Below are 25,113 nucleotides of genomic sequence, written 5' to 3'. Positions count from 1 at the left end.
CGTCATTGTTTGTTTTGAAAATGGTGGGCCTAAGTGGACTCGAACCACCGACCTCACGCTTATCAGGCGTGCGCTCTAACCAGCTGAGCTATAGGCCCGTCAAAGCAAACAAAATATGGTGCACCCTGAGAGATTCGAACTCCCGACCCCTTGATTCGTAGTCAAGTACTCTATCCAGCTGAGCTAAGGGTGCGATATGGTGCGGTCGAGAGGACTTGAACCTCCACGATGTTGCCACCACTAGGCCCTCAACCTAGCGCGTCTACCGATTCCGCCACGACCGCAAATATGAAATTAAAAATGGTGTGTCATGCAGGATTCGAACCTGCGACCCTCTGATTAAAAGTCAGATGCTCTACCAACTGAGCTAATGACACATAAAAACTGGGCTGGAAGGGATCGAACCTTCGCGTGCTGGAATCAAAATCCAGTGCCTTACCACTTGGCTACAGCCCAAAAATGGCGGTCCTGACGGGATTCGAACCCGCGATCTCCTGCGTGACAGGCAGGCATGTTAACCGCTACACCACAGGACCGCAATTTGAAGTTGTAAACAACTCTTTAAAAAGAAATGGTGGAGGATGACGGGATCGAACCGCCGACCCCCTGCTTGTAAGGCAGGTGCTCTCCCAGCTGAGCTAATCCTCCATATGGTGACCCGTACGGGATTCGAACCCGTGTTACCGCCGTGAAAGGGCGGTGTCTTAACCGCTTGACCAACGGGCCATATCGTAATTAATAATTATTCTCAAGAAACATTTTCACATAAGAGGTCTGGCGGAGATGGAGGGATTCGAACCCTCGCACCAGTTTCCCGGCCTACACCCTTAGCAGGGGCGCCCCTTATAGCCACTTGGGTACATCTCCAAAAGAATGGCTCCGCAAGTAGGATTTGAACCTACGACCTACCGGTTAACAGCCGGTTGCTCTACCGCTGAGCTATTGCGGAACGTTACGTTCTGTTCGGAACACTTTTATATAGTAGCAACTTTTTTTCTTTCCGTCAATGCTTTTTTAAAAAAGTTTTTAGCGACGATAAGTTGTTTAGTTGCTGTCGTTTTGACGACTTCTATAATTTATCATGCTCCGAAATGAACGTCAACTACTTTTGTAAAAAATCTTTCCACGACATCGACCACATCGATATCTTTCCGTATTCATGCGTCTTTTCCTTCTATATAATGTGCTGCATTTCTCACATTCATAAAGATAGGATTTTTTTTCGTCTTCTTGTCTTCTCGGACTGTATCGAAGCCCATCGTAGCGCTCTAACCATTCCTTGAAGTCTTGATCTTGATGACGGTGTCCCATTCCTGCTAGATGTAAATGGTAGTGACACAGTTCATGAATCACGATTCCGCGGAAGACTTTCATGTCATCGATATATCGTTTATTGAAGTCTAAATGATGATCGCCTAAGAAATAGCGACCACCTGTCGTCTTCAGCCGTGGATTAAAATAAGCTTTATGTCGAAACGGTAAGGAAAATACGTCGAGCGACAGTTGCTCGACGTATCGTTGTAATTGTTCATTCGTCATTTCGGCGGAACCAGTGTCAAACCAATCCGTCCCCGCTCTGGTTCAACATTCGTCACCCATACTGTCACGATATCCCCGACAGCGACGACATCAAGTGGATGCTTGACACGTTTACGACTGAGCTTCGAGATATGAATTAAACCATTCTCTTTCACTCCGATATCAACGAACGCACCAAAATCAAGAACATTCCGAACCGTCCCTTGGAACTCCATCCCGACTTGGATCATATCCATCGATAGAACATCTTGGCGGAGCAACGGTTTATCGAGCGCTTCCCGAGGGTCACGACCCGGACGTTGTAACGCTTCGATGATATCACGTAATGTCGGCTCTCCGATCTCGAGCGTCTGTGCCATCTCCGGTAATGACAATGTAGACAATTGTTCCCGCACCGCATCCGTTCCAACTTGATCCAGCGTTAAGCCTAGTGTCTTAAATAACTTCTCGACTGTTTTGTACTGTTCCGGATGAATCGGCGTCCGGTCGAGCGGATGCGTACCTTCTAGAATTCGCAGGAATCCTGCTGCCTGTTCGTAGGCTTTTGCACCAAGACGAGGAACTTTCAATAATTCCTGGCGTGTCTTAAACGTCCCAAGTTCCGAGCGGCGTTCAACGATTTTTTTCGCCGTCGCCTTCGTGATTCCTGCGACATAACTCAATAGCGGTTCTGACGCTGTATTAACATCGACTCCGACTTGGTTGACGACCGTCTCGACGACAAAATCAAGCGTCTCCTTCAGTTTTGTTTGCGAGACATCATGTTGATATTGACCGACTCCGACAGACTGCGGGTCGACTTTGACAAGTTCAGCGAGTGGATCCTGCAGGCGACGCGCAATCGAAATCGCGGATCGTTGTTCGACCTGAAGCTCTGGAAACTCCGTCCGGGCAATCTCTGAAGCGGAATAAATACTCGCCCCTGCCTCGTCGACGATTGTAAAGGCGATATCTGTTTGCCCCTTCATCCAGTCCGCAACAAATGCTTCTGTTTCCCGTGAAGCAGTTCCGTTCCCGATCGCAATCAACTCGATTCCATATGTATCAACGAGCTGCGAAAGGGTTTGACGTGCTTCTTTTGCTTTTTGCTCTGACATCGTCACGTAAATGACGCCGACTTCCTTCATTTCACCTGTCGGATCAATGACTGCCCACTTACATCCTGTCCGGTAGGCCGGATCCAGTCCCAACATGACTTTCCCTTTCATCGGTGGTTGCATGTAGAGTTGACGGAGATTCTTACCAAAGACGTCAATCGCTTGGAACTCTGCCTTTTCCGTCAGTTCATTTCGAATTTCTCGTTCGATGGCAGGAAAGACCGATTTTTTATAGCCCGTCGTGATCGCTGCTTCGACGATATCACGTTTCTTTGGCGCCAGTTGTGCGTAGGAACGAAATAATGTCGGTAAAACCTGTTGTTCCTCTAACACGACTTTCACAGAGACGATTTTCAATGCTTCCGCACGGTTAATCGCAAGAATCCGGTGCGGAACGATCTGTTGGATACGCTCACTGTAGGCATAATACTGTGCAAAGACACCTTTTTCATCGACTGCATCCTTTTTCTGTTTCGTGACGATTTCTGCTGAACGGCGCATTTGCTTACGAATGAACTCACGCACCGTCGCTTGTTCGCCCCACTCCTCGGAAATGATCGATTGTGCCCCAGTAAGCGCTTCTTCCGGATCCAGCCCATTGCTCAAGCGATGGAATGTCGCTTCATCATAAGCAGACTTGTCGCGGAACCAGTCGGCAAGTGGTGCAAGCCCTGCTTCCCGTGCAATTTCCGCCTTTGTCCGACGTTTTGGTCGAAACGGTAAATAGATATCTTCAACTTGTTGTAACGTCGTCGCTTCTTCGAGCGTTCGACGGAGTTCCGGCGTCAATGCACCTTGCTCCTCGATTTTTTCAAGGACGTCACTCCGTCTACTTTCAAGTTGCGTTAATTGTTTATGTCGATCGAGAATCGCTTTGATCGCGACCTCATCGAGTTCACCTGTCTGTTCTTTCCGGTAGCGGGCGATGAACGGAATCGTACCGCCTTCTTCCGTCAATTGTAAGACTGCCTTCACTTGCGCAGGACGTACATTCAATTCACTTGCGATTCTCATTTCCATCTGCTTCACCTCTCATTCATTATACCGAAGAACGCATGGAAAAGAAAAAAGACTGACACGAGGTCAGTCTTTTGAGAATACTTCATTTGGTTCGACTTTGATCGCTTCACGTAACTTCTGTAAAGCGCGTCGTTGGAGACGGGAAACGTGCATTTGCGAAATGCCGAGTAGTTCGCCCGTTTCTTTTTGACTCATATTACGGTAGTAGGCACATTCGAGAATCGAACGTTCGCGGTCCGTTAAGACAGCAAATGCCTTTTCAAGAATCAAACGCTGATCGACGGAGTCATAGCCGTTTTCTTGATTCCCGACAAGATCGAGTAACGTAACGGTACTACCTTCCTGATCTGCCTCAATCGAGCTATCAACGGATAACGCTTGATAGCTTTTACCCATTTCAAGTGTTTCGAGGACTTCCTCTTCTGATACTTCAAGACGAGCAGCAATCTCATCGATGCGCGGAGAGCGTTGCAACTCCGTCGTCAACTCCTCGACTGCCTTCTTAATTTTCGGTCCGAGTTCCTTGATGCGACGTGGAACGTGAACGCTCCATGTCTTATCGCGGATGAAACGTTTGATTTCACCGATGATCGTCGGAACAGCAAACGACTCAAAACTGCGACCGAATTCCTTATCGAAGCGACGAAGCGCTGCAAGCAACCCAATCATGCCGACCTGAACAAGATCGTCATGAATCGGTCGACCACGCGAGAACTTTCGGGCCAAAGCTTCTACCAAGTCTGAATAACGCTCGAGTAATGCCGCATGCACTTCCTCATCTTGGTCGTCCTGCTGATACAAATCAATCAGTCGAAGTACTTCATCATCACTGTGATGGCGTTGTTGAGACTTTGCTGGCACTTTGACCCACCTCATCTCTATTCATATATTTTGTCATATGGACAGTGACGCCGTTCGCTTTCTCGATCGTTACTTGATCCATCAATGCTTCGATCATCAAGATACCGAGTCCTCCTTCATGCAAGGAATCGAGATCGTGTGCATCCGTAATCGGTTCACTTTGGCGTTTGACCTCATCTTTATCGAACGTAATGCCGTTATCCTTGACGACAATCTCGAGACGATCATCCGGATAGACGTTACATGTCAAGGCGATGCTACCATCTTCTTTTCCTTCGTACGCATGTTGAACAGCGTTCGCACATGCTTCTGAGACAGCGATCTTGATATCTTCGATGTCATCATACGTGTATCCCATCCGGTTGGCGACACCTGAAACCGTCAGACGGGCAATGGCTACATATTCCGGTTTTGCCGGTAATGTCATGTTTAGTTGTTCGTTCTTCATTGCGTTCCACCTCTTACACCACTATCGATTGTAATGATGCTTGAAAGACCTGTAATTTCGAATAGACGACGGATGCGTTCAGAAACGCCGACGAGCGTGAACGATGTACCGTTCTTTTTCGCCGCTTTGAGTGCTCCGACGAACACGCCGAGACCTGTCGAATCCATGTAGTGTACTTCATCCAAATGGACGACGACATCGTTTGTTTCAACTGCCGGGACTAGTTCTTGGCGAAGCTTTGGTGCTGTATACGTATCAATCTCACCTGCGATATAAAGATGCGTCTGACCGTCAAGCTGCTCTGTTTTAATTGTTAAATCCATCTTCAAGTTCCTCCTCAAGGAAAATCTGTCTATGTGGTCTTGCTATTCATCCTACCTCATCCCTTTATAAAAAGGTCACTTGGGTATGTTTCCCCGTAAAGAAAACTTTAAAACCCATTTTATAAAAAAAGAGGTCAAAAAAAGTCGCATACGCTAGTATCGACTCTTCTTGTGTTGCGCTTCTATGTAAGTGCCTAAAAATCAACCAAGCCTAAGCTGATTGCGACGGCACTATTTACTTTCATCATCGTGTCTGGATCTAGATGTGTGACTTTATCCGTTAGACGGCGTTTATCAATTGTACGGATTTGCTCAAGTAAGATGACCGAATCACGTTCTAATCCGTGTCGCTCTCGATATACTTCCACATGGGTCGGTAGTTTGGCTTTGTCGATCTGTGCCGTGATCGCAGCCACGATGACTGTCGGGCTGAATCGGTTACCAATATCATTTTGTAGAACAAGCACGGGACGAACTCCCCCTTGTTCCGATCCGACCACAGGTGACAAATTTGCATAAAACACGTCGCCACGTTTGACTATCAAAGCTTACACCCCGCTTACTTGACGTAGGAGTGAGAACTCCGCCTCCGTTTCAATCTGGAACATTTCGCCAACGATCGATAAATTGATTGCTGCCATTTCTTCGTAACCACGTTTCAATTCCTCACGTAGCTGACGCTTGCGTTCTTCGGTCGTATGGTTCGACTTCATCCCAATCGTCTCCTTCGCTACATTTCGCTCAACAAACTGCATTTCCCGTTGTTGGACCAAGATAATGGCACCTCCAGATTCACTGAAACCTTAACGAACGACTCACTTTCTACTTCAATATATCAGTCGAATTCAGAAAATACAATCAAAATTCAAACAAATAACATATTTTTGCCATCTTATTGATGTCTTGTACGAATCATTGACGCGGCACGCGCTTCGAGAATTGACAGAGAACTTCATAGTTGATTGTCCCGAGCCAATGGGCTGCTTCCTCGATCGGTGCCCCTTTTCCAATCAGAATGACTTCCGTTCCGATTGGATATTCCCTTGGTAATCGAATCATGAGCCGGTCCATGCAGACTCGACCAACGATTTCACACGGTAGACCGTCCACAATCAATGAGTAGCCTTGGAACTTGCGTGACCAGCCATCCGCGTAACCGATCGGAACAGTACCGATCCATTCATCCGTCGGTGCCGTATAGGTCGCCCCGTAACTGATCGTTTGACCAGGCTCGACTTGTTTGACCTGCATCAGACGACTTTTCAGTGAAAACGCCGGTTTTAAGAACTCGTAATGTCCTGCCATCTCATCCGACGGCATCGCCCCATATAAAGCGATACCGACTCGAACGACGTTAAACGGCGCTTGACCTGCTAGACGAATCGCTGCCGCCGAATTGGCACAGTGGATGTAACGGATATCCGGTACTAGTGCGACATACGATAAAAACGTTTCAAGTTGGCGTTCGAACAATCGGCTGTTCAACTCGTCAGCAGTTGCGAAATGCGTATAGATGCCTTCGAGTTCAACGAGATCGTCATCACATTCAGCAAGAATTCGCTTCAACTCATCGACATGTTGCAGTCCGAGTCGTCCCATTCCGGTATCGACCTTGATATGCAGACGAAGATGATCGATTTCTGTCAAATGACGTTTCGCTTCCTGAAGCCAATCAGCTGAAAAGACAGGAACGGCGACATCATAATTCGAAGCGACTGGTGCATGTTCCGGTAGTAAGGCTTCAAGCATCAGAATCGGTGCTTGGATGCCCGCTTCGCGTAACTCAATCGCTTCTTCGAGGAGCGCGACAGCCAGTAAGTCTGCTCCGTTCTCAAGAGCGATCTCAGCGACCGTCACTGCCCCGTGACCATAGCCGTCCGCCTTGACGACCGCCATCACCTGTTGTTCGCCCATCCGTGTTTTGATTTCGCGTATATTATGTGCGATCGCTTCCCGATCGATTTCAATCCAAGTTGGTCGGTACATCCCATTCCCTCTTCTCTAATAAGACTTGCGCAGATGCATAATGCTCTGAATGTGTGATCGAGACGTGGATGACGCCATCGAATGGTCCACTCATGATCGGTCGCCCTGTCTCATCGTTTAAAATTTCAACGTCTTGCCAGGAAACTTCTTTTCCGACGCCGGTTCCGAATGCTTTGACGAACGCTTCCTTTGCAGCGAAACGTCCAGCGAGGTACTCGATGCGACGGTGTCCTGAGAGCGATTGATAGCGTTCCTGCTCTATCTGCGTTAAGATTCTTCCGGCAAAACGTGGCTGCCGCTCAAGCGTTTGCTCGATTCGATCCAGTTCCACCAAATCGATGCCAATTCCATAAATCATCCGAGACGCCTCCACAGTTCTATTCTTCGCCATCTTCATATAGAATGAAGATGAAGCGAGGTGTTGTCATGTTTAGTCGAACGGAAAACCTACAAACGTTCACACGTTCTTATCCGGTCGTTTCGTTGTTCATTTTAATCCAAGTCGCCCTGTTTGTCATCGAACAGTTAGGTGCACTCCTTAATCTGACGTTCTCTCCTTTAAGTGCAGGCGCAGCAATCAATCTCTTAATTGGACAAGGTGAATGGTGGCGTGTCGTCACGGCCACGTTCTTGCATTATGATTTTTGGCACATTGCGTTCAATACGTTTGCTCTCGTCATCTTCGCTCCACCGCTCGAGCGGATGATCGGACATGCTCGATTTGCCGCTTTTTACTTGCTCGTCGGTACGCTCGCGAACATCTTGACGTACTTCACGAAAATCAATGAACCGTTTTACGGTCAAGCTGGAGCATCGGGTGCCATTCTTGGTTTGCTTGGGTTTTATGTCTACTTGAGCCGATTCAAGCGGACAGTCATCCTAGCAGACGATACACGTCTTGTGTATATCTTTACTGCGGTCACGGCAGTCTTTACGTTACTTGGCTCAAATGTCGCTGTATTCGGTCACTTGTACGGTTTCGTCCTCGGATTCCTCTTCGGATTCGTCTTTGGTAATCGTGCCGTTCCATTCACACGTCCGTTCCAAACCGGTCGTCGATCGAGCGGTGGACCTGTCTTCGTAAGCGGTTCTGGTCAACTCGGTCGGATCTTCTTCTATATCATCATCGCGTTTGCCGTACTCGGATTATTCTTCCGCTACTTGTAAAATGGCATAAAAAAAGGACTCCGCTACACGCGCGAGTCCTTTTTTTGCTTATTTGCGAAGTACTTCTGCTAAGTCCTTCACGTCGTCAATCAGATTATGGATTGTCTCCTGATTATCCGTATAGAGTGCTTTTAGTTCTTCAAAGCGCCCTTTTGGATCTTGTTTGACAGCAGACAATTGTGTTCCTGCGCCGCTGAATGTCCGTTTCACTGCTGCAAACTGCGCTTGGCGCGTATCTTTATGCAGTAGTGATAAAGTAGCGCCGACAAGTGCGCCACCAAGTGTTGCTACGACAAAATAGTTCTTCTTCATCTGTTAGTCCCCCTGCATCTCACTCATTTGTTGGTGGTACGATTTGATACCGTTTCATGACGGGAGAAGGCGCGAACGACTTCCCTGCCTCTTCAGCATACTGGTCTACCGTAAGACGTTCAACTGATTTTGCATAACGAGCTCCGTCCCCTGTCTCTTGGAACTGAATCAATAAGGCAAGATCCGTTCCCTTCTCGACACGTCCAATCCGAAATGCCTGGAAGCCACCATATTCTGCTCCGATGACTTTCGGATTCGACATCACTTGATGTACGAATAGATCCCCGCTATTTTGATCTGCCGGAATCGACCAGTAGAAGAGACTGCCTTCGTCCGAAAAATTGCCACGTGATTCGAGCAACGTATAGGTATTGCCACTTTGAAAAGGTGATTTCGAGTCCGTCTCCATCCAGAGGATGGCATCGCCGCTTCCGCTAGCGACACGAATATGAGCATCACGGGAACGAATTTGTTCAACGAACGAACCGCTACCGAATGTAATCGAAAGTTTAGATGGCATCACAGGCCTCCGCAAGTTGAAAGTCTTTTTCCGTCAATCCGTTTTCATCATGAGTCGTCGCTGCAAGTGTGACGTTTTTATAGTCGATCACGATTCGTGGATGATGATTCAAGTTTTCAGCGATACTTCCGACTTCCTGTACGAAATCCAGTGCCGCAGGAAACGATGCAAGTGTATAAGTCCGGACGATTTCATCATCCACGACACTCCAATCCTGCAACCGCTCAAGACGCTCTTCCACTTCATACTCATTCAACCTAGCCATCCCTTTCTCCTCCTCTACTATCATTTTCGTCCTATACCTTATACCCCATTCTTTTACTTCTCTATACCTGTTTGTATCCGATTTCTTCCTTTTGCCTTCTGTGTGAGATAGAGTACAATGTGAAAGAGAACACTAATTCAAAATCGGAAAGGGGCTTACGCATATGCGCGCTCTGATTGTCATTGATTACACGATCGATTTCGTTGCTGACGAAGGAAAGCTGACTTGTGGAAAACCAGGACAAGCGATTGAAGATCGAATTGCTACGTTGATGGAGGAATTTTCAACGGAAGACTACGTCGTCATCGCCAACGATATTCACGAAGAAGGCGATACGTTCCACCCGGAAACCGTCCTCTTCCCGCCACATAATATCCGCGGAACACATGGACGTGATTTGTTCGGAAAAGTCGCAGCCATGGCACGGGTCGCCGATCACGTCATCGACAAGACGCGTTATAGTGCGTTCGCCGGGACGGACCTCGATTTACGCTTGCGTGAACGCGGTATCCGCGAAGTCCACCTCGTCGGTGTCTGTACGGACATTTGTGTCCTTCATACAGCTGTCGATGCCTACAATCTCGGGTATCGTATCGTCGTCCATGCCGATGCGGTCGCAAGCTTTAACGCGACTGGTCACGAGTGGGCGCTTACACACTTTAAACAATCGATCGGCGCTGAAGTCGTCGGCGAATAAGAAGGGATCTGTCCGTCATGTTACAACGTAATCTTGCACTCCATACCGATCTGTACTTACCACGGTGGATGTATATCTATTGGAAAGAAGGACGTCATAATGAACGCGCCGTCTTTGATGTTTACTACCGTTCGAATCCGTTCGCAGGAGGCTATGTCGTCTTTGCGGGTCTCGAAAATATCATCGAGTACATTCAAACACTCCGTTTCACGGAAGAAGATATCACGTACTTGCAAGAGATGATTGGCTTCCCGGATGAGTTCAAGGATGAACTGCGTCAGTTCAAGTTCAATGGCTCGATTTCAAGTGTCAAAGAAGGCGAAATCGTCTTCCCGAACGAACCATTGATTCGGATCGAGGCACGCATCTTTGAAGCGAAGCTCTTACAGACCGCGATTCTGAACATCGCGAACCACGAATCGCTCATCGCGACGAAGTACGCACGTATTCGTCAATCGGCTCCCCGTGCGAAGTTCCTCGAAGCTGGTGCCCGTCGCGCGCAAGGCATCGATGCCGCTTACTTCGGAACGCGTGCTTCGTACCTGGCTGGTTTTGACGTCACAAGCCTTGCTTCAGCAGGACGCGACTTCGGCATTCCGTGTGGTGGAACGATGGAACATGCTGACATTCAATTCCACGATGACGAATTGACGGCATTCCGGACATTCGCTTCTCATTATCCGGATCAGGCGACATTACTCGTCGATACGTACGATACGCTCAAGAGTGGTCTTCCGAATGCGATCACGGTTGCGAAGGAGCTCCAAGCCAAAGGGCATAAACTGCGTGGCATCCGGATCGATTCTGGCGACTTATCTTACTTGTCAAAACGTGCCCGTAACATGCTTGACGAAGCTGGCTTCCCGGAAGTCGACATCGTCTTGTCAGGGGACCTCGATGAGTACGTCATTCAGGACTTACGCATCCAAGGTGCCCAAGCCAATACATTCCTCGTCGGAACACGTGGTATTACAGCTTACGAACAACCGGCTCTTGGGATGGTCTATAAACTGGTCGCACGTGAAGTAGATGGCGAGCTCGCACCCGTCATCAAAGTATCCTCGTCAAAAGCCAAGACGACGACACCTCACATCAAAGAAGTCTATCGCATCATCGATCCGGTGACGGATAAGTTCAAAGGCGATTACGTGACGTTGATGGACGAAGATCCGTCGACACTTGAAGCTGTCGATCTCATCGACGTCCGAGACCCATCGTTCCGAAATCGCATCGAACAGTTCAAGGTCGAGCGGTTACTTGAACCAATCTTCAAAGATGGAGAACTGGTCTATACGGTCCCAACGATTGAAGAAAGTCGCCACTTCCACGAAACACAGATCGGTCGTCTGTGGGAAGAGTACAAACGGCTGCGGTTGCCAGAGATTTATGCTGTCACATTCAGCGATCGTCTCTGGAAGCTCAAACTCGACATGATTCGGGACACTCGACTGGCAAGTGGGTTAAAATAAGACACAAAAAGCGCAGTTCTTCCTCCATCGGGATGAACTGCGCTTTTTCTCATGTTAATCCTGCTTCGTTTCCGACAGGTGTCATTTCTGTTGGCGCTTGTTCCATCTTCTTACGAAAGTACCATGCGAAGCCAAGTGCACCTCCGATGAAGACGATATACGTGATGCGTTGACCGAATTCAGCTAAGGAATCCGCGTAGAAAATACTGATTAAATGATCACTTCCACTAATGAGTAGCAAACAGGCAATCAGGAGCGCAATGCGATATGCAAGCGTCGGGCGGTCTGTCGGTTCAGCATGCCAATACATGATGATATGGTGGGCAAGTAGAACGATACCCAGGATTCCTAATATTCCAATGAGTACTTGCGGCATAATGAACGATCCTCCTGTTTAGTAGTATCTAGTCTTATTTAAACATAGTTCATACGAATTTCGTCAGGAAAAGTTTCCCGTCTTACATTCCTCACGGTATACTGTAGGAAAATCGTAAGCGATCAAGGGAGGGCATTTTTTCATGAAAACCTTTAAGTTATGCACATTACGCATTTTAATGGATGAGTCAGGACGTGATACGACGATTCCCGTCGCCATTCAGGACGGATTGACGGTCAGTACCGAACAGACGGCACAGTGGGTTGCAGAAATCGTCGTTCCTCCGACGGATCAGCCGATCGTCGATGAATTGTTCACAAAACATTTACGTGCTTTGATTGAAATCACGATCTCACGACCTGATAATGACCCTGCCGCGATGATCGTCACGCCTCTTGAACGGACTGTCTTAAGCGAAAACGTCTCGTATGTCTTCACGGGTAAGATGGTCATGATGAAAAATGATTTATCTGAATCGATCTTACGCGAAGTCGTCGAAGATGGATTCGCTGGCGAAGAACTCGTTCAGGAGTATAAGGATCGTCGTTCAAAACGTGGTGCCCATATCACAAGTATCGCTAAAGAAACGTTCAAACAATATTTGACAGAGCATCCGAACACACCCGTCTCTTAAGGTTTTTCGACCTCGTCCGTGATGTGGTCCGCTACGTTGATGCGGTCAATCGTATAGCGATCCGTATGATAGATATAATTCGCACACGCGTTTTTCAAAGGTGTCCGGTAACTGAATGTCGCGTCAATCGATGATAATGCTGCCTTGATCGTATGCGAGTGACAGACGATTAGAATTCGTTTCCCTTCATACGTGCGTGTCACTTCCTGTAGCGCCTCGAACACGCGATCCTGGATGGCTTGTTCCGTTTCAAGACCCGGCACAAGCGTCGTATCGTTCGCTTGAACGGCTTCGTAAATCGCTGCGACCGGTTCACCGGAAGCGGCTCCGAATTCGCGTTCGACAAGTCGCTCATCTGTCCCCGTGATCGTTAAACCAACAGCACGACCGATGATTTCCGCTGTCTCAACGGCACGCGACAGGGGACTTGCTAACAAGACATCCCACTTTTCATTCGATAGATAAGCGGCGCTGAGTTCCGCTTGTCTTCTTCCTGTTGCATTTAACGGGATATCTTCTCTTCCTTGAATCCGTTCGTTTAAGTTCCAATCCGTCTGACCATGCCGCACTAAACAAATTTCAGTCATGTCTCTGTCTCCCTCATTTAAGAAATATGACTGATTGTATCATGTTTTCCATTCGGAAGTTGTCGCGGTGGCAACAGTAGTACCTGACAGGTGAAATGTTCAATTCGTTCAAGTAATCGCTCGATCTTTAACGGATTTTCCGTCTGAGCGAAACTAGCTAGTGAGTGCGTACCATTCGGAAAGGAAAATAACCGAACATCGGCTCCGACATCTGCTCCTTTCTCAACGAAATGCAAGGCTTGAGAAAACGGAACAATCGGATCTTTTTTACCGTGCAAAAGCATGATTGGTGGGGCATCTGACGATAAATGTGTGACGGGTGAGACGTGCGTCATCAGCTTGCGCCATTCTTCTCGCCCCCCCTTGTAGAACTTAATGTGGGCAATCCAAGTTTGAATGAAATTAAACAACAAAAAGTTCGTCGGTGGATATAAAGCGATCACACCACTGATCAATGGCATGTGCCGCTCATCACGCTCACCGACGAAAGCAGATGGGGCAAGTGCCGTCGTCAGCATGAGTGCAGCTCCGGCTGAGTCTCCCCATACCATCATCCGTCCTCTTAGAATGCGAAGGTCCTCTGCTTCCTTGTTCAAAAAACATAACGCATCCCGTACATCCTCGAGGTTATCCGGAAAATAACTGCCCTCTTCGAACAAACGATACTCAATACTACAGACGGCAACTCCGAGTTCAAGTAGGCGGTCAACGATTGGACTAAAGCAGAATATGTCATCACGCTCCCCACGAACGAATGCACCACCGTGTGCATAGATGGCAACTGGAAACGGTCCTTCCCCCGGCGGATAATAGAGATCGAGCTGTAAGGTGCGGTCCCCCACCTGTTTATAGATGAGTGTCCGCGGTGCAAGTTGTTTTTCTGTGAGTGGCAAGGCGGGTTCGGTCCATCGAAGTAGTGCACCATAATTGTTCCAAATACTCGCTCCCGCTGCTGCTGTCGTCAATAATGCAGCTCCCCCCATTAGCCATGCAGTTTCACGTTTCACTTGATCACCTCCAAAAAGACGTGCCAGTTTCTTCACTTTATTATCCTTCTACCCCGTTTTAAAAGATGTCGAACGTCTTGGTATCCCTACTTGACGCTTCATCAACGTTCCGCTATAGTGAGAAAGTCCAAATCGGAATAGTTACGTTTTAATAATGGGGGTATCATATAATGAAAAAAATCATTCCTGCTTTAACAGTCGCATTTGCGAGTGCGAGTGTCCTCGCGGCTTGCGGATCAAATACCGATTCATCAACTTCAGAGAACAAACAGACAGAAGTCTACGCGTCAACGTTCGCGACGGCTGCTATTGCCCGCGAAATCGGAGGGGATCAAGTCAACGTCAAGATGATCGTTCCACCTGGAGCAGATCCCCACTCTTACGAACCGACATCGAAGCAACTCACAGAGATCGCTAAAGGAGACTTGTTCCTTTTGACAGGTACGACACTCGAGCCGTATTCGAAAAAAATCCAAGAGAGCTTAAAAGGCACGGACGTCCGCTTCATTGAGACGAGTAAAGACGTCAACTTGCTAGAATCGGATGCTACGCTTCATGCACATGAAGAAGAGGGGCATACAGAAGACGAACATGCTCACGAAGAAGAAGGGCACGATGATCACGCAACGGACGAACATGCGCATGAAGAAGAGGGTCATGACCACGGAAAATACGATCCACACGTCTGGCTCGACCCTGTCAACGCAAAAGCAATGGCACGTTCGATCACAACTGCTTTATCAAAAGAAGCTCCAAAAGACAAAGCAACGTTCGAAAAAAACTTGAAAACGTTCGATCAGCAAGCTGATGAATTGGACGAACAATTTAAACAAGCCGTCGCTGATGGATCGAAAAAAGAACTTCTCGTTACGCATGCCGCTTATGGTTACCTCGCAGAACGATATGGTTTCACACAACTGCCGATTGCGGGAATTTCTCCTTCCGATGAACCGTCACAAAAGCAACTGGCCGCTTTAGTGAAAGAAGCACGGATGCATGATTTGAAATACGTCGCGTTCGAAGAGACGGTCTCACCGAAGGTCGCACGTGTCATCCAAAAAGAAATCGGAGCTGAATCCGTGACGATTCATAATCTAGAGTCGGTCACGAAAGCGCAACAAAACAGCTCTTATTTCAAGTTGATGGAAGAAAACGTCCAAACATTGAAAAAGGCACTTCAGTAAAGTACAGTTGACACGCGTTACTCAATGCGGTACGGTAAGAAACGTGTTTTACAACAATTGAATGACTTCTTTTTATCGCGAGAAACGGAGGGACTGGCCCAATGATGTTTCGGCAGCGGACGATTTGATTCGTACTGTGCCAAATCCAGCAAGCGAAAGCTTGAGAGATAAGAAGAGCGTCTTTATTTCATAAAGACCTCCTTCTTTCTTGCGAAGGGGTCTTTTTTTGTATCTTTGAGAAACGAGGTGTCAACAATGAATGAAACGATCACGCCTAACAAATGGGCACTGCTTCCCCTCGTCGTATTCCTAGTTCTCTTCATCGGAGCCGGGATCTTCTATGACGACTTTTACAAATTTCCGATCCTTATCGCCGCACTGATCGCTTTGATCTTTGCTGCAATCACGACGAAAGGATCCATCAATCAAACGGTCGAACGAATCGCAACGGGTGCCGGAAATCCTGATATCATGATCATGGTCTTCATCTTCTTACTAGCCGGTACGTTTTCTGGAACGGCAGAAGCAATCGGCGCCATCGATGCGACCGTTAATGCTGCTTTGACGTTCCTACCTCCGTCGCTCCTCATGAGTGGTCTGTTCATCATCGCTGCCTTCATCTCGATGGCAATGGGGACATCGACTGGAACGATTGCTGCACTCGCGCCGATCGCCTTTGGAATTCATGAAGCGACAGGCATCAACGTTGCGATCGCAGCGGCTGCTGTCGTTGGTGGATCGATGTTCGGCGATAACTTGTCGTTCATCTCGGATACGACGATTGCCGCCGTCCGGACCCAAAAAACGAACATGCGCGATAAATTCCGGACGAACTTCATGATCGTCCTACCGGCTGCTATTTTGACGGTCATCCTACTCGCATTCGTTTCTGGTTCTGGTGACGTCGTCGAAGCAAAAGCATTTGAATTCTACAAGTTGATTCCATATCTCGCTGTCATCGTCCTTGCACTATTTGGCGTCAATGTCATTCTTGTCTTAATTGGTGGTACGTTACTCACCGGCATCATCGGTATGATTGATGGTAGTTTCGGCTTGAGTGGCTTCGTCCTCTCGATGTCTGAAGGAATGATGGGCATGGCGGAGATCTCCATTTTGACGCTCCTCATGGGTGGTCTCGTCAGCTTGATTACGTTCAACGGTGGAATCGCCTTCTTAAAAGAGACGCTGACACGCAAGATTTCACAGCGTCGTGGTGCCGAATTCAGTATGGCGGCACTCGTCAGCGCAACGAATCTCGCGACTGCAAACAATACGATCTCGATTCTCGTCGCTGGACCACTGGCAGCTGAAATCGCCGATACGTATGAAGTCGATCGCAAAAAATCGGCGAGTATCCTTGATATCTTCTCTTGTGGTATTCAAGGCATCATTCCGTACGGGGCACAACTTTTGATCGCAGCAGAATTGACGAAAACGGCTTCACCAGAACTGATTCCGTATCTGTTCTATCCGTTCCTCCTCTTCGTCTGTGGATCAATTGCCATCTTCTTCGGCTTACCACGCATGAAGAAGACAGCGACGAAGCAAGAAAAAATTTCTTCCTAATCATAAAAACAGGTCCGATCGCTATGATCAGACCTGTTTTGTTATTTTTTATGCTTTGCTTGTCTTTCTAAGATCAAATAGGCGATTGCCGGAAGTGGAAACTGAAGGAGTCCAGCACCTCCCCACACCCATGGATTACGTCCTGACTTTCGCGCACTAAGAAACAGACCCACTGCCTGCGTTACTAACAAGGCGCCAATGCTAAGCCACGTACATTTGGATAGCTGTTTATTCTTTTGAACCATCTTTTCTCCCCCTCTTTTAACACACGATTAAATCTCACGATTCTTTTCTATTTTACCTTATTTCATTCCTCCATGAGCATGGAAACGGACGTCTTCGTTCGTTCATGCTAAACTAAACGAGCAAATCTAAACTACGTTTTATGAGGAGGAGTAACACATGCAATACGCAAAACTTTCAAACGGTATTACGATTCCCCAAATCGGATTCGGTGTCTGGCAAGTAGATGAAGAGACAGAAGCACCTGCTGCTGTCGCTGAAGCATTACGTGTCGGCTATCGTCATATCGATACGGCTGCTGTCTACAAAAACGAGCGCGGTGTCGCAAAAGGAATCAAGGAAAGCGGCGTGAAACGTGAGGATCTCTTCTTAACGTCAAAAGTCTGGAACGATGATATTCGTGCCGGTCGGACGAAGGAAGCATTCGCAGAATCGCTCGAACGTCTCGAAACAGATTATCTTGACCTTTATCTTATCCACTGGCCGGTCGAAGGCTATATCGAAGCGTGGAAAGCAATGGTTGAACTGTATGAAGCAGGCAAGATCAAAGCGATCGGTGTCTCGAACTTCAAAGAACATCACCTCGATACATTGGCAGAAGAGGGCTTGATGGCACCAATGATCAACCAAGTCGAGTTGCATCCACAATTACCGCAACACGAACTGCACGAATACTTGCAAGATCACAACATTCAAGTCGAAGCATGGAGCCCACTCATGCAAGGGAAATTCCTCGAAATCAACGATTTCAAGGAAATCGCAGAGAAACATGGCAAGACACCTTCACAAGTTGTCTTACGTTGGCATCTCGACAACGGCATCGTCGCTCTTCCAAAATCCGTTACACCAGCACGCATTGCGGAAAACTTCGACGTCTTTGATTTCCAACTCGATGCTGATGATCTTGAGAAAATTGATCGTATTGCAACGGATGTCCGCCTCGGACCGGATCCGGACGAAATCGATTTTTAATCTGGCGATTCACGTAAAAGAGAACATCTTCCATATGAAGACGTCTTGCTTCATCTGAACGATGAGAGACCCGTTTCCAATCTATGACTTGGAAGCGGGTCTCTTTTTTTATGATTGAAGCTGATCAGACATAATAAATTAAAATCGTATCTTCCGCTTCTTCTGCCTTTTGAAAATAGGCGCGTAAATCGGCGAACTGTTCCCAGACATCCTCGAATTCGCCTGGTGTTCCGGCTTCATCATGAATCGAAGCGAGTGCCCGTTGATCAAAATTCCGCATCACCTCAGCTGAGATGATGAGGAGTGGCAAGGGAAGAATACCGACAATCGCCGCTTTTTCTTCATTGACGATCAACTCTTCGCCAACGATTGCTCGTCCCAGGTTGTAATGTGTGTCTTGATCAATATAGATATCGATTTGATTCATCAAATGATAGATGGCGTTCGTCTGTTCGAGAGCGAATAATTGTTCGTGATCGGGTTGTGTCTCATGAATGAATAAAATCCAGTCCATGATGATGTGGGGATCGTTTCCGAACGACTCCCAGACCGCATCCGTGACGCGGACGAAATGTACGTTTTCCATTCTTCCCCTCCCTTCTGTACTCTGTATTCCCTTTTTAAATTCGTTCTATACAAAAAAAGAGCCAGATTTCTCTGACTCCCTTTCCTTAGATCGCTTTTTCATCTTCTTTTGATTCCTGCCATGCTTCAAGCGTATCTTTCCCCGGCAAGTTCGGAATCGAGTCCGCATAGAATCGCGGCTCTTTCCCTGCTTTTCGTTGTGTCATGTAATCATCGAGAGCCAGCTTCGCTATCTTTGCAAGACGGAAAATCGCATACAGATTGACAATCGCCATTAATCCCATGAAGATGTCCGCTAACGCCCACACGAGACTAGCCGACTCGACAAGTGAACCGAAGACGATCATGACGAGGACGAGTACGCGGTATGCCATCATGACTTGTTTATTTTCACGGATGAAGTTGATGTTCGATTCACCGTAGTAGTAGTTTCCGACGACGGAACTAAACGCAAATAGGAAGATGGCGAGTGCCATGAATCCTGTTGCAAATGATCCAACTTGTGATGCAAGTGCGCCCTGTGCTAAATCAATACCAGCTAAGGCATCTCCATTCGCATCTTTTGTCGGAACTCCACTGACGAGAACGATCATCGCTGTCGCCGAGCAGACCATCAATGTATCGACGAAGACCGCGAATGATTGAATCAAGCCTTGTTTGACCGGGTGAGAGACTTCCGCTGTTGCTGCTGCGTTCGGTGCCGAACCCATACCGGCTTCGTTCGAGAACAAACCGCGACGAATACCATTCAGAACGGCCGCCCCGATTGCTCCCCCTGCTAATGTCTTAAACTCGAATAATCCTTCTTGGAAAATCAATTTAAAGACACTTGGTAATACTTCAAGATTCGTCACCATGATATAGAGGGCGATTAAGATATAACCACCTGCCATGATCGGAACCATGAATGAAGCGACTGTCGCAATACTGCGGACACCACCAAAAATGATCAGTGCCGTCAAGACGACTAATCCGACCGTAATCCATATCTTATCCACGCCATATTGACTTTGTAGAGAAAGCGAGATCGTATTCGATTGGACAGAGTTAAAGACAAAACCAAATGAGATTGTGATCAGAACACTAAAGACAATTCCTAACCACCGTTGTCCAAGCGCTTTTTCCATGTAATAGGCTGGACCACCACGCCATTCTTTTCCGTCACGTACCTTGTAAATCTGAGCAAGCGTACTTTCGACGAATGCTGACGCCGATCCAATCAAGGCAATTAACCACATCCAGAAGACTGCACCCGGACCGCCGAGTGCGATTGCAGCCGCCACACCCGCGATGTTTCCGGTACCGACACGTGCTGCCGTACTGATCGCAAATGCTTGGAATGGCGATACGCCATCTTTCCCTTTATCCGTTCCTTGGAACAATAAGCGAATCATCTCCGGGATCATCCGGAATTGAACGAACCGCATCCGGAATGTAAAATAAATGCCTAATCCAACGAGTAAAATAATCAATACATTTGTCCATAAGTAATCATTTGCTCGATTTACTAGTTTCATCACTTCTTTTTCCATCAAATCTCCTCACTTCCATCCATCTTTTCTCTCTATTTGTATGTAAGTTTTTTTCACATGTGATTTATCATACGCAATTTTTTTTGAAAAATCAAACTCATCTATACCTTAGGACGTAAAAAAAGTGTCAAACCTCACATCAGATGTCAGGTTTGACACGTTCACATAAACAGTTTTTAGATTAGATGAACAGATTCAGATTGGCACCGTCCGTTGCACCAAGGTAACTCGCGACACCACCGTAATCAATGCCATCGAGGAGTTCTTCCTTCTTAATGCCCATGATATCCATCGACATCGTGCAGGCGATCATACGGACACCCGCTGCTTGCGCTTTTGCCATCATCGTCTCGAGTGCATCGACTTGTTTATCCTTCATGACTTTTTTCATCATTTTTTGACCGGCGCCTGCCATGTTCATGTTCGAGAGCGGCAACTCCCCGGCATGTTTCGGCATCATCATGCCCATCATCCGTTCAATACCGGCTTTCTCAACTGCCGGTGCGTCTGATTTTCGAATGATGTTCAAGCCCCAGAACGTAAAGAACATCGTCACTTGTTTCCCCATCGCTTGTGCACCTTGCGCAATGACGAAAGAGGCAAGTGCTTTATCAAGATCACCACTGAAGACGACCATCGTCGCATCATCTGCCGGATTGACTTGAACCGATGCTGCAGCAGGTGTCTCCCCTTGCCCTTTTTCAAGCAAGACCTCGACGACTCCCTGATTCATCTCCGCTGAATGGACCGTGTGACCTAGTTTTTTCGCCCATGCTTGAACGTCTGGCAAGAATCCTGGGTCTGACGCCTTGACGAAAATTTGCTCGCCGTCCGTCATCTGATCGATTTTTGTTTTCAGCTCTAAGATTGGACCTGGGCACTGTAAACCGCACGTATCGAGCAGCGCCACTTGTTCTGGTGCAGTCTTCGTTGTTGGCTCACGTTTCGTTACCGTCACAGCAGTCTCCTCCTTCGCTTGGCTTCGTGCTTCTTGATCACGATGCACGACCGACCATGTTTTGTATCCGCCGCTTAAGTTTTTCACATCATAACCGTATTGTTGCAACAGTTGACTCGCAATATATCCACGTAATCCGACTTGGCATGTCACATAGATCGTTTGATCCTTCGGCAGATCAGTCAACTTCTCACGTAACGTCGGTAACGAGATATTGACCGACCCTGGAATCGCGCCTAACTCGTTTTCCGATGGTTCACGGACATCGAGTAATAAGCCACCGTTGGCGACGATCGCGTCAATTTCGTGCCAATGAACGTTCGCACTGTCACCAAGCACGATGTTCGACGCGATATACCCTGCCATGTTGACCGGATCTTTCGCTGAACTATACGGCGGTGCATATGATAGTTCAAGATCTGGTAGATCAAGCACTGTCAATCCACCTTTGATCGCTGTCGCGAGAACATCAATCCGTTTCTCGACACCTGTCATGCCGATTGCCTGCGCTCCGTAGATCGTTCCTTCGATTGGATCAAATAGTAACTTCATCGAAATCGGACTCGCCCCTGGGTAGTATCCCGCATGCGATCCCGGGTGGAGATGCACGGCTTCATAACGAAGACCAAGTTGACGCAACCGTTTTTCATTGTTACCGGTCGAAGCGACCGTCAAATCAAAGACTTTTGCTACCGCTGTTCCGAGTGTGCCGCTATACCGGACGTCGCGTCCGGCGATGATGTCAGCAACGAGGCGTCCTTGACGGTTTGCCGGCCACGCGAGTGGAACATGTGTCGCTTCCTTCGTGATATAGTCTTTGACTTCAATCGCGTCACCAATCGCAAAGATCGATGGATCAGATGTCCGCAGTTGATCGTCGACTTGAATCGTCTGTTTGATGCCAAGTGTTAAACCAGCATCTGCTGCGAGCGTGCTCTCCGGTGCAACACCAATCGATAGGATGTTCATCTCGGTTTCGATTACGCGTCCACTTGTCAGGACGACGCGGCGACCTGCCTCTTCAAAACGAGCGACGCCATCTTCTAGAATCAACTCGACGCCTTTCGCACGCAGATGTTCATGAACGATTGCTGCCATTTCCGGGTCGACCGGAGCCATGACTTGATCCGCCATCTCGACGAGGGTGACGTGCGCCCCACGTTCGACGAGGTTTTCTGCCATTTCGAGACCGATGAATCCTCCACCGATGACGACTGCCCGCTCTGGACGCGTCGTATCGACGTATTCCCGCATCCGGTCCGTATCCGGAATGTTCCGTAATGTAAAGACGTTTGTTGCATCTTCAAGTCCTGGAATGTTTGGACGAATTGGTTTTGCACCTGGAGAAAGAATCAGATGGTCGTACGATTCATCGTATTCTTCACCCGTTTCGACATTGCGGATCGTGACCGTCTTCGCTTCACGGTTGATCCGAATCGCTTCCGACAAGTTACGGACATCTAAATTAAACCGCGCGTGCATGCCTTCTGGCGTTTGGACGAGTAATTTATTGCGATCTTTGATGACATCTCCGATATAGTAAGGCAGTCCACAGTTCGCGAACGAAATCTCTTTTCCTCGTTCAAGCAAAATGATTTCTGCCGTTTCGTCAATCCGACGCAGTCGTGCTGCAGCCGTAGCGCCACCAGCGACGCCGCCTACGATGATCGTTTTCATCTGATGATTCCTCCTTGAATTTCTATCTGTCACCTAATATACCCTGTTAGGTATGTCATTTCAAGTCAATTGCTCGTAGATTCACAAACAAGACATATCTCTGCTCTTTTGTATTTTCTTCCTATCTTAACGGACATTAGTTGCAATTCCTTCTGAAATGCTTGAAACTGAATTTATAGTATATAAAGGGGGATTTTGCAATGGACCAGGAACGTAACTCGAACGAATCAAACGAGAACAATAAAGTGACACCGATTCACCAAGATCGTCAACCCGAAACAAACGAACAAGGAATCGCGCCACAACAGCAACAACACTTGGAAGCATTCCAAGCTTTCCTCGTTGAAAAAGGCATTCCAATGGAAGCACGTGAGAATGAGACACACGTCTTCTTTATGACACAAGAAAAAACACCTGCAGGAGCAGAACCGATGATGATGATCGTCTTCAGTAAGACGACGACAGATGTCGAATTATTCGCTCGTACGGTGACACACGTACCAGACGGTGTCGAGGATCTCCCGATTCTGAACGCCATCAATGACTTCAACCAAGAGTTCAAATACTTCCGCGTCGTTCTCGACAGCGACCGTGATGTCACGATCGCATCAACGATCGATCTTGATCATGGCTTCAACCCAGCTGCGATCTTCGGACATTCTGTCATGATGTTCCAAGCATCAGACGAAGTCTACACGTATTTGACAAAACTGTACGAACAGTTCTAATTTCTCATTTTAAAACGGCTTTGGAGCCCTGCTCCGAAGCCGTTTTTTTCTTTAAAGTTCAATTGACAATGAGAATTATTCTCGCTATAGTTAGATTTGTGAAAACGACTACATGACGGAAAACGTCTTATTAATTCTTCTGGGGGAATCACGATTATGAAAAAACGTTTAAAAGTAGCTTCTATCTTCATGGTAGCCGGTATCTTAGCTGCCTGCGGTTCGAATGAAACGGATACGACTGCACCGAAAAAAGAGAAAACGGAACAGTCGACCGAAACTAAATCAGCAGATGCGGGGATCGCTGCAACGACACTGACAGATGAATTGACGATCTTCAGCTCAATCAAAACAGAACTCGACAAAGCAAAAGAAGGACAAGCGATTGATTGGAAGATGGTCACGACAAGTTATGAATCGAAACTAAAAGGTGGTGTCGAGACGACAGCACCAGAAATCGAACAAGTCATCCAGTCTGCTTTAGCAGGTGTGGAAGCGAAGGATCTCGATGAGAACATCGCGCGTCAACTCGTGGATAAAGGTCTACAATCGTATTTCTATAAATTACAAAAAGCAACACAAGCAAAAGCTGAAGAAGCACTCGTAGCTGGTAAACCGGAAGCTGCAACGGAAGCACTCAAGGACGTGGAAGCGATGGCGAAGACCGTCTTCATTCCGACAGCTGAAAAACGGGACGCGAGCTACGGCTTCAAAAACGAAGACGCCATCGCTCAAGCGATCACATCAGGTCTTGCAGCTCAGCAAGAAGCCATCGACGCGAAAGAAATCGGTGACTTCAATGTTGCGAAACAAGTGACGGATAAATCGATTTATCGTTCCTTCTATTTAGCTGCACTCGGTTATGCACAAAAAATCGAGGATGGCGTCAAAGCCGGTACGGACGAAAAAGAATTACAAATGGAACAAGCAGAAGGATATGGCTTCCTCCTCGCGATCGAAGAATCATTAGCGGGCGGAGACGAAGAGGCTGTCAAAACACTGAAAGAGCGCTATGATTTCTCAAAAACAAAGCCAGCTGACGTTTCTTACAAAGAAATCGAAGGATTGTTCGCAAAAGCGTTGACTGAAAAAGTCGACGGGTATCATGAAGAGGCACAAGAAGCGATCGAGAAGAAAGACGTCGATACAGCACGTGCAGAAGCAATGGAAGCGAACATGTTCGTCGTTGCGATGAAACCGACGCTTGAGAATCGTCTCGGCAAGGACAAAGCAGCGCAAGTCGCAAAAGATGCAAACGAATGGTTCGCACTCGTCGAAAAAGGCGACGTCAAGGCTGAAACGACAGGTGAACGGATCACAGACGCACTCGAACCACTTAACTAAGAAGGAAATGGAAACGGAG

Annotated in this window: 27 protein-coding genes, 10 tRNA genes and 1 riboswitch; of the genes, 9 read left to right on the top strand and 28 right to left on the bottom strand. The window is 47.5% G+C overall.

Annotation, left to right across the window (positions count from 1 at the left end; all coding sequences use genetic code 11):
• Nucleotides 1–21 precede the first annotated feature (21 nt).
• The 19 genes from N179_RS11960 to acpS form a co-directional block, all read right to left on the bottom strand.
• Nucleotides 22–98 (bottom strand) — tRNA-Ile (locus N179_RS11960).
• An 18-nt stretch (nt 99–116) separates the two neighbouring features.
• Nucleotides 117–193, bottom strand: a tRNA-Arg gene (locus N179_RS11955).
• Nucleotides 194–197: 4 nt separating this feature from the next.
• Nucleotides 198–284: transfer RNA gene (locus tag N179_RS11950), tRNA-Leu, on the bottom strand.
• 17 nt (nt 285–301) lie between these two features.
• A tRNA-Lys gene (locus N179_RS11945) sits at nt 302–377 on the bottom strand.
• Between the two features lie 7 nt (nt 378–384).
• Nucleotides 385–456: transfer RNA gene (locus N179_RS11940), tRNA-Gln, on the bottom strand.
• 4 nt (nt 457–460) lie between these two features.
• Nucleotides 461–536, bottom strand: a tRNA-Asp gene (locus tag N179_RS11935).
• Nucleotides 537–572: 36 nt separating this feature from the next.
• Nucleotides 573–648: transfer RNA gene (locus N179_RS11930), tRNA-Val, on the bottom strand.
• A 3-nt stretch (nt 649–651) separates the two neighbouring features.
• Nucleotides 652–726 (bottom strand) — tRNA-Glu (locus tag N179_RS11925).
• Between the two features lie 49 nt (nt 727–775).
• Nucleotides 776–867, bottom strand: a tRNA-Ser gene (locus N179_RS11920).
• A 7-nt stretch (nt 868–874) separates the two neighbouring features.
• Nucleotides 875–949, bottom strand: a tRNA-Asn gene (locus tag N179_RS11915).
• 149 nt (nt 950–1,098) lie between these two features.
• Entirely contained in the window at nt 1,099–1,539 is a 441-nt protein-coding gene (locus tag N179_RS11910) for a SprT family protein (protein WP_023469618.1), read from the bottom strand.
• Nucleotides 1,536–3,656: a Tex family protein gene (locus N179_RS11905; protein ID WP_058713904.1), complete on the bottom strand. Its 2,121-nt coding sequence runs from the start codon at nt 3,654–3,656 to the stop codon at nt 1,536–1,538. The genes N179_RS11910 and N179_RS11905 overlap by 4 nt, the downstream gene beginning before the upstream one ends.
• A 63-nt stretch (nt 3,657–3,719) precedes the next feature.
• Nucleotides 3,720–4,517: an RNA polymerase sigma factor SigB gene (gene sigB / locus N179_RS11900; protein WP_023469620.1), complete on the bottom strand. Its 798-nt coding sequence runs from the start codon at nt 4,515–4,517 to the stop codon at nt 3,720–3,722.
• Entirely contained in the window at nt 4,483–4,965 is a 483-nt protein-coding gene (gene rsbW, locus N179_RS11895; protein WP_023469621.1) for an anti-sigma B factor RsbW, read from the bottom strand. The genes sigB and rsbW overlap by 35 nt, the downstream gene beginning before the upstream one ends.
• Complete coding sequence (locus N179_RS11890) at nt 4,962–5,288, bottom strand: STAS domain-containing protein (protein ID WP_023469622.1); 327 nt, start codon at nt 5,286–5,288, stop codon at nt 4,962–4,964. Before N179_RS11890 ends, rsbW begins: the two co-directional genes overlap by 4 nt.
• A gap of 194 nt (nt 5,289–5,482) precedes the next feature.
• Nucleotides 5,483–5,833: a type II toxin-antitoxin system PemK/MazF family toxin gene (locus tag N179_RS11885; RefSeq protein WP_023469623.1), complete on the bottom strand. Its 351-nt coding sequence runs from the start codon at nt 5,831–5,833 to the stop codon at nt 5,483–5,485.
• 3 nt (nt 5,834–5,836) lie between these two features.
• Nucleotides 5,837–6,061 carry a hypothetical protein gene (locus N179_RS11880; protein WP_023469624.1) on the bottom strand — a complete coding sequence of 75 codons (225 nt, stop codon included), beginning with the start codon at nt 6,059–6,061 and terminating at the stop codon, nt 5,837–5,839.
• A gap of 139 nt (nt 6,062–6,200) precedes the next feature.
• Nucleotides 6,201–7,274, bottom strand: a complete 1,074-nt coding sequence (gene alr / locus N179_RS11875) for an alanine racemase (RefSeq protein ID WP_058713905.1) — start codon at nt 7,272–7,274, stop codon at nt 6,201–6,203.
• Nucleotides 7,252–7,632, bottom strand: coding sequence for a holo-ACP synthase (gene acpS, locus N179_RS11870; RefSeq protein ID WP_055969547.1), 381 nt, complete (start codon nt 7,630–7,632; stop codon nt 7,252–7,254). Before acpS ends, alr begins: the two co-directional genes overlap by 23 nt.
• A gap of 68 nt (nt 7,633–7,700) precedes the next feature.
• On the opposite strand from acpS, the gene N179_RS11865 reads away from it, so the two are divergent.
• Nucleotides 7,701–8,441 carry a rhomboid family intramembrane serine protease gene (locus N179_RS11865; protein WP_023469627.1) on the top strand — a complete coding sequence of 247 codons (741 nt, stop codon included), beginning with the start codon at nt 7,701–7,703 and terminating at the stop codon, nt 8,439–8,441.
• Between the two features lie 48 nt (nt 8,442–8,489).
• Here the strand turns inward: N179_RS11865 and N179_RS11860 are convergent, their stop codons facing one another.
• From N179_RS11860 to N179_RS11850, 3 genes are read right to left on the bottom strand one after another with little or no spacing between them, the layout of a single operon-like run.
• Nucleotides 8,490–8,753 (bottom strand): hypothetical protein, encoded by a 264-nt coding sequence (locus tag N179_RS11860; RefSeq protein ID WP_023469628.1) that lies wholly within the window; start codon nt 8,751–8,753, stop codon nt 8,490–8,492.
• A 19-nt stretch (nt 8,754–8,772) separates the two neighbouring features.
• Nucleotides 8,773–9,273, bottom strand: coding sequence for a hypothetical protein (locus tag N179_RS11855; RefSeq protein WP_023469629.1), 501 nt, complete (start codon nt 9,271–9,273; stop codon nt 8,773–8,775).
• Nucleotides 9,263–9,538 (bottom strand): 4a-hydroxytetrahydrobiopterin dehydratase, encoded by a 276-nt coding sequence (locus N179_RS11850; protein ID WP_023469630.1) that lies wholly within the window; start codon nt 9,536–9,538, stop codon nt 9,263–9,265. The genes N179_RS11855 and N179_RS11850 overlap by 11 nt, the downstream gene beginning before the upstream one ends.
• Before the next feature lie 163 nt (nt 9,539–9,701).
• On the opposite strand from N179_RS11850, the gene N179_RS11845 reads away from it, so the two are divergent.
• Both N179_RS11845 and N179_RS11840 read left to right on the top strand, forming a co-directional pair.
• Nucleotides 9,702–10,235 (top strand): cysteine hydrolase family protein, encoded by a 534-nt coding sequence (locus tag N179_RS11845; RefSeq protein ID WP_064300647.1) that lies wholly within the window; start codon nt 9,702–9,704, stop codon nt 10,233–10,235.
• A gap of 17 nt (nt 10,236–10,252) precedes the next feature.
• On the top strand, nt 10,253–11,704 hold the full coding sequence (locus tag N179_RS11840) for a nicotinate phosphoribosyltransferase (RefSeq protein WP_029342847.1): 1,452 nt from the start codon (nt 10,253–10,255) through the stop codon (nt 11,702–11,704).
• Between the two features lie 49 nt (nt 11,705–11,753).
• Here the strand turns inward: N179_RS11840 and N179_RS11835 are convergent, their stop codons facing one another.
• Nucleotides 11,754–12,080, bottom strand: a complete 327-nt coding sequence (locus N179_RS11835) for a hypothetical protein (RefSeq protein WP_029342848.1) — start codon at nt 12,078–12,080, stop codon at nt 11,754–11,756.
• Nucleotides 12,081–12,222: 142 nt separating this feature from the next.
• Between N179_RS11835 and N179_RS11830 the strand changes: the two genes are divergently transcribed.
• The gene (locus N179_RS11830; RefSeq protein ID WP_023469634.1) at nt 12,223–12,714 is read left to right on the top strand and encodes a YwpF family protein; all 492 of its coding nucleotides are present in this window, start codon (nt 12,223–12,225) and stop codon (nt 12,712–12,714) included.
• Here N179_RS11830 and N179_RS11825 read toward each other — a convergent pair.
• Nucleotides 12,711–13,301 (bottom strand): histidine phosphatase family protein, encoded by a 591-nt coding sequence (locus N179_RS11825; RefSeq protein ID WP_075642936.1) that lies wholly within the window; start codon nt 13,299–13,301, stop codon nt 12,711–12,713. The genes N179_RS11830 and N179_RS11825 overlap by 4 nt on opposite strands.
• 17 nt (nt 13,302–13,318) lie before the next feature.
• Nucleotides 13,319–14,308 (bottom strand): alpha/beta hydrolase, encoded by a 990-nt coding sequence (locus N179_RS11820; RefSeq protein WP_051353637.1) that lies wholly within the window; start codon nt 14,306–14,308, stop codon nt 13,319–13,321.
• A 170-nt stretch (nt 14,309–14,478) separates the two neighbouring features.
• On the opposite strand from N179_RS11820, the gene N179_RS11815 reads away from it, so the two are divergent.
• From N179_RS11815 to N179_RS11800, 3 genes are all read left to right on the top strand, one after another.
• A complete protein-coding gene (locus N179_RS11815) occupies nt 14,479–15,492 on the top strand; it encodes a metal ABC transporter solute-binding protein, Zn/Mn family (protein WP_075642935.1) in 1,014 nt (337 codons plus the stop codon).
• A gap of 69 nt (nt 15,493–15,561) precedes the next feature.
• Nucleotides 15,562–15,666: riboswitch (SAM riboswitch) on the top strand.
• An 81-nt stretch (nt 15,667–15,747) separates the two neighbouring features.
• Nucleotides 15,748–17,058: a Na+/H+ antiporter NhaC family protein gene (locus tag N179_RS11810; protein ID WP_075642934.1), complete on the top strand. Its 1,311-nt coding sequence runs from the start codon at nt 15,748–15,750 to the stop codon at nt 17,056–17,058.
• Between the two features lie 402 nt (nt 17,059–17,460).
• On the top strand, nt 17,461–18,273 hold the full coding sequence (locus N179_RS11800; protein WP_029342855.1) for an aldo/keto reductase: 813 nt from the start codon (nt 17,461–17,463) through the stop codon (nt 18,271–18,273).
• A gap of 124 nt (nt 18,274–18,397) precedes the next feature.
• On the opposite strand, the gene N179_RS11795 is transcribed toward N179_RS11800, so the two are convergent.
• The 3 genes from N179_RS11795 to N179_RS11785 form a co-directional block, all read right to left on the bottom strand.
• A complete protein-coding gene (locus N179_RS11795; protein WP_023469641.1) occupies nt 18,398–18,859 on the bottom strand; it encodes a hypothetical protein in 462 nt (153 codons plus the stop codon).
• Nucleotides 18,860–18,944: 85 nt separating this feature from the next.
• Entirely contained in the window at nt 18,945–20,390 is a 1,446-nt protein-coding gene (locus tag N179_RS11790; RefSeq protein WP_023469642.1) for an alanine/glycine:cation symporter family protein, read from the bottom strand.
• Nucleotides 20,391–20,571: 181 nt separating this feature from the next.
• Nucleotides 20,572–23,025 carry a CoA-disulfide reductase gene (locus tag N179_RS11785; RefSeq protein ID WP_075642932.1) on the bottom strand — a complete coding sequence of 818 codons (2,454 nt, stop codon included), beginning with the start codon at nt 23,023–23,025 and terminating at the stop codon, nt 20,572–20,574.
• A 200-nt stretch (nt 23,026–23,225) separates the two neighbouring features.
• Here N179_RS11785 and N179_RS11780 point away from each other — a divergent pair, with 200 nt between their 5' ends.
• Both N179_RS11780 and N179_RS11775 read left to right on the top strand, forming a co-directional pair.
• A complete protein-coding gene (locus tag N179_RS11780; protein ID WP_023469644.1) occupies nt 23,226–23,753 on the top strand; it encodes a type III secretion system chaperone family protein in 528 nt (175 codons plus the stop codon).
• Between the two features lie 156 nt (nt 23,754–23,909).
• Nucleotides 23,910–25,094 carry a hypothetical protein gene (locus tag N179_RS11775; RefSeq protein WP_035395649.1) on the top strand — a complete coding sequence of 395 codons (1,185 nt, stop codon included), beginning with the start codon at nt 23,910–23,912 and terminating at the stop codon, nt 25,092–25,094.
• Nucleotides 25,095–25,113 lie beyond the last annotated feature (19 nt).

This window comes from Exiguobacterium indicum HHS 31 (genome assembly GCF_001939065.1).
GTDB classification, from domain to species: Bacteria; Bacillota; Bacilli; order Exiguobacteriales; family Exiguobacteriaceae; genus Exiguobacterium_A; species Exiguobacterium_A indicum.
The sequence above is the reverse complement of the archived record's forward strand: the minus strand, read 5'-3'. Positions and strand labels throughout refer to the sequence as shown.

Excerpts from the sequence above, each read along its gene's own strand:
- N179_RS11840 (WP_029342847.1), top strand. The coding sequence starts at position 10,253 with ATGTTACAACGTAATCTTGCACTCCATACCGATCTGTACTTACCACGG.
- N179_RS11815 (WP_075642935.1), top strand. The coding sequence starts at position 14,479 with ATGAAAAAAATCATTCCTGCTTTAACAGTCGCATTTGCGAGTGCGAGT.
- rsbW (WP_023469621.1), bottom strand. The coding sequence starts at position 4,965 with ATGAAGAACGAACAACTAAACATGACATTACCGGCAAAACCGGAATAT.
- N179_RS11910 (WP_023469618.1), bottom strand. The coding sequence starts at position 1,539 with ATGACGAATGAACAATTACAACGATACGTCGAGCAACTGTCGCTCGAC.
- N179_RS11825 (WP_075642936.1), bottom strand. The coding sequence starts at position 13,301 with ATGACTGAAATTTGTTTAGTGCGGCATGGTCAGACGGATTGGAACTTA.
- N179_RS11855 (WP_023469629.1), bottom strand. The coding sequence starts at position 9,273 with ATGCCATCTAAACTTTCGATTACATTCGGTAGCGGTTCGTTCGTTGAA.
- N179_RS11795 (WP_023469641.1), bottom strand. The coding sequence starts at position 18,859 with ATGGAAAACGTACATTTCGTCCGCGTCACGGATGCGGTCTGGGAGTCG.
- N179_RS11785 (WP_075642932.1), bottom strand. The coding sequence starts at position 23,025 with ATGAAAACGATCATCGTAGGCGGCGTCGCTGGTGGCGCTACGGCTGCA.
- N179_RS11800 (WP_029342855.1), top strand. The coding sequence starts at position 17,461 with ATGCAATACGCAAAACTTTCAAACGGTATTACGATTCCCCAAATCGGA.
- N179_RS11865 (WP_023469627.1), top strand. The coding sequence starts at position 7,701 with ATGTTTAGTCGAACGGAAAACCTACAAACGTTCACACGTTCTTATCCG.
- N179_RS11850 (WP_023469630.1), bottom strand. The coding sequence starts at position 9,538 with ATGGCTAGGTTGAATGAGTATGAAGTGGAAGAGCGTCTTGAGCGGTTG.
- N179_RS11830 (WP_023469634.1), top strand. The coding sequence starts at position 12,223 with ATGAAAACCTTTAAGTTATGCACATTACGCATTTTAATGGATGAGTCA.
- N179_RS11775 (WP_035395649.1), top strand. The coding sequence starts at position 23,910 with ATGAAAAAACGTTTAAAAGTAGCTTCTATCTTCATGGTAGCCGGTATC.
- N179_RS11860 (WP_023469628.1), bottom strand. The coding sequence starts at position 8,753 with ATGAAGAAGAACTATTTTGTCGTAGCAACACTTGGTGGCGCACTTGTC.
- N179_RS11810 (WP_075642934.1), top strand. The coding sequence starts at position 15,748 with ATGAATGAAACGATCACGCCTAACAAATGGGCACTGCTTCCCCTCGTC.
- N179_RS11905 (WP_058713904.1), bottom strand. The coding sequence starts at position 3,656 with ATGGAAATGAGAATCGCAAGTGAATTGAATGTACGTCCTGCGCAAGTG.
- N179_RS11780 (WP_023469644.1), top strand. The coding sequence starts at position 23,226 with ATGGACCAGGAACGTAACTCGAACGAATCAAACGAGAACAATAAAGTG.
- N179_RS11890 (WP_023469622.1), bottom strand. The coding sequence starts at position 5,288 with ATGGATTTAACAATTAAAACAGAGCAGCTTGACGGTCAGACGCATCTT.
- N179_RS11835 (WP_029342848.1), bottom strand. The coding sequence starts at position 12,080 with ATGCCGCAAGTACTCATTGGAATATTAGGAATCCTGGGTATCGTTCTA.
- N179_RS11790 (WP_023469642.1), bottom strand. The coding sequence starts at position 20,390 with ATGGAAAAAGAAGTGATGAAACTAGTAAATCGAGCAAATGATTACTTA.
- N179_RS11845 (WP_064300647.1), top strand. The coding sequence starts at position 9,702 with ATGCGCGCTCTGATTGTCATTGATTACACGATCGATTTCGTTGCTGAC.
- acpS (WP_055969547.1), bottom strand. The coding sequence starts at position 7,632 with ATGATTTATGGAATTGGCATCGATTTGGTGGAACTGGATCGAATCGAG.
- alr (WP_058713905.1), bottom strand. The coding sequence starts at position 7,274 with ATGTACCGACCAACTTGGATTGAAATCGATCGGGAAGCGATCGCACAT.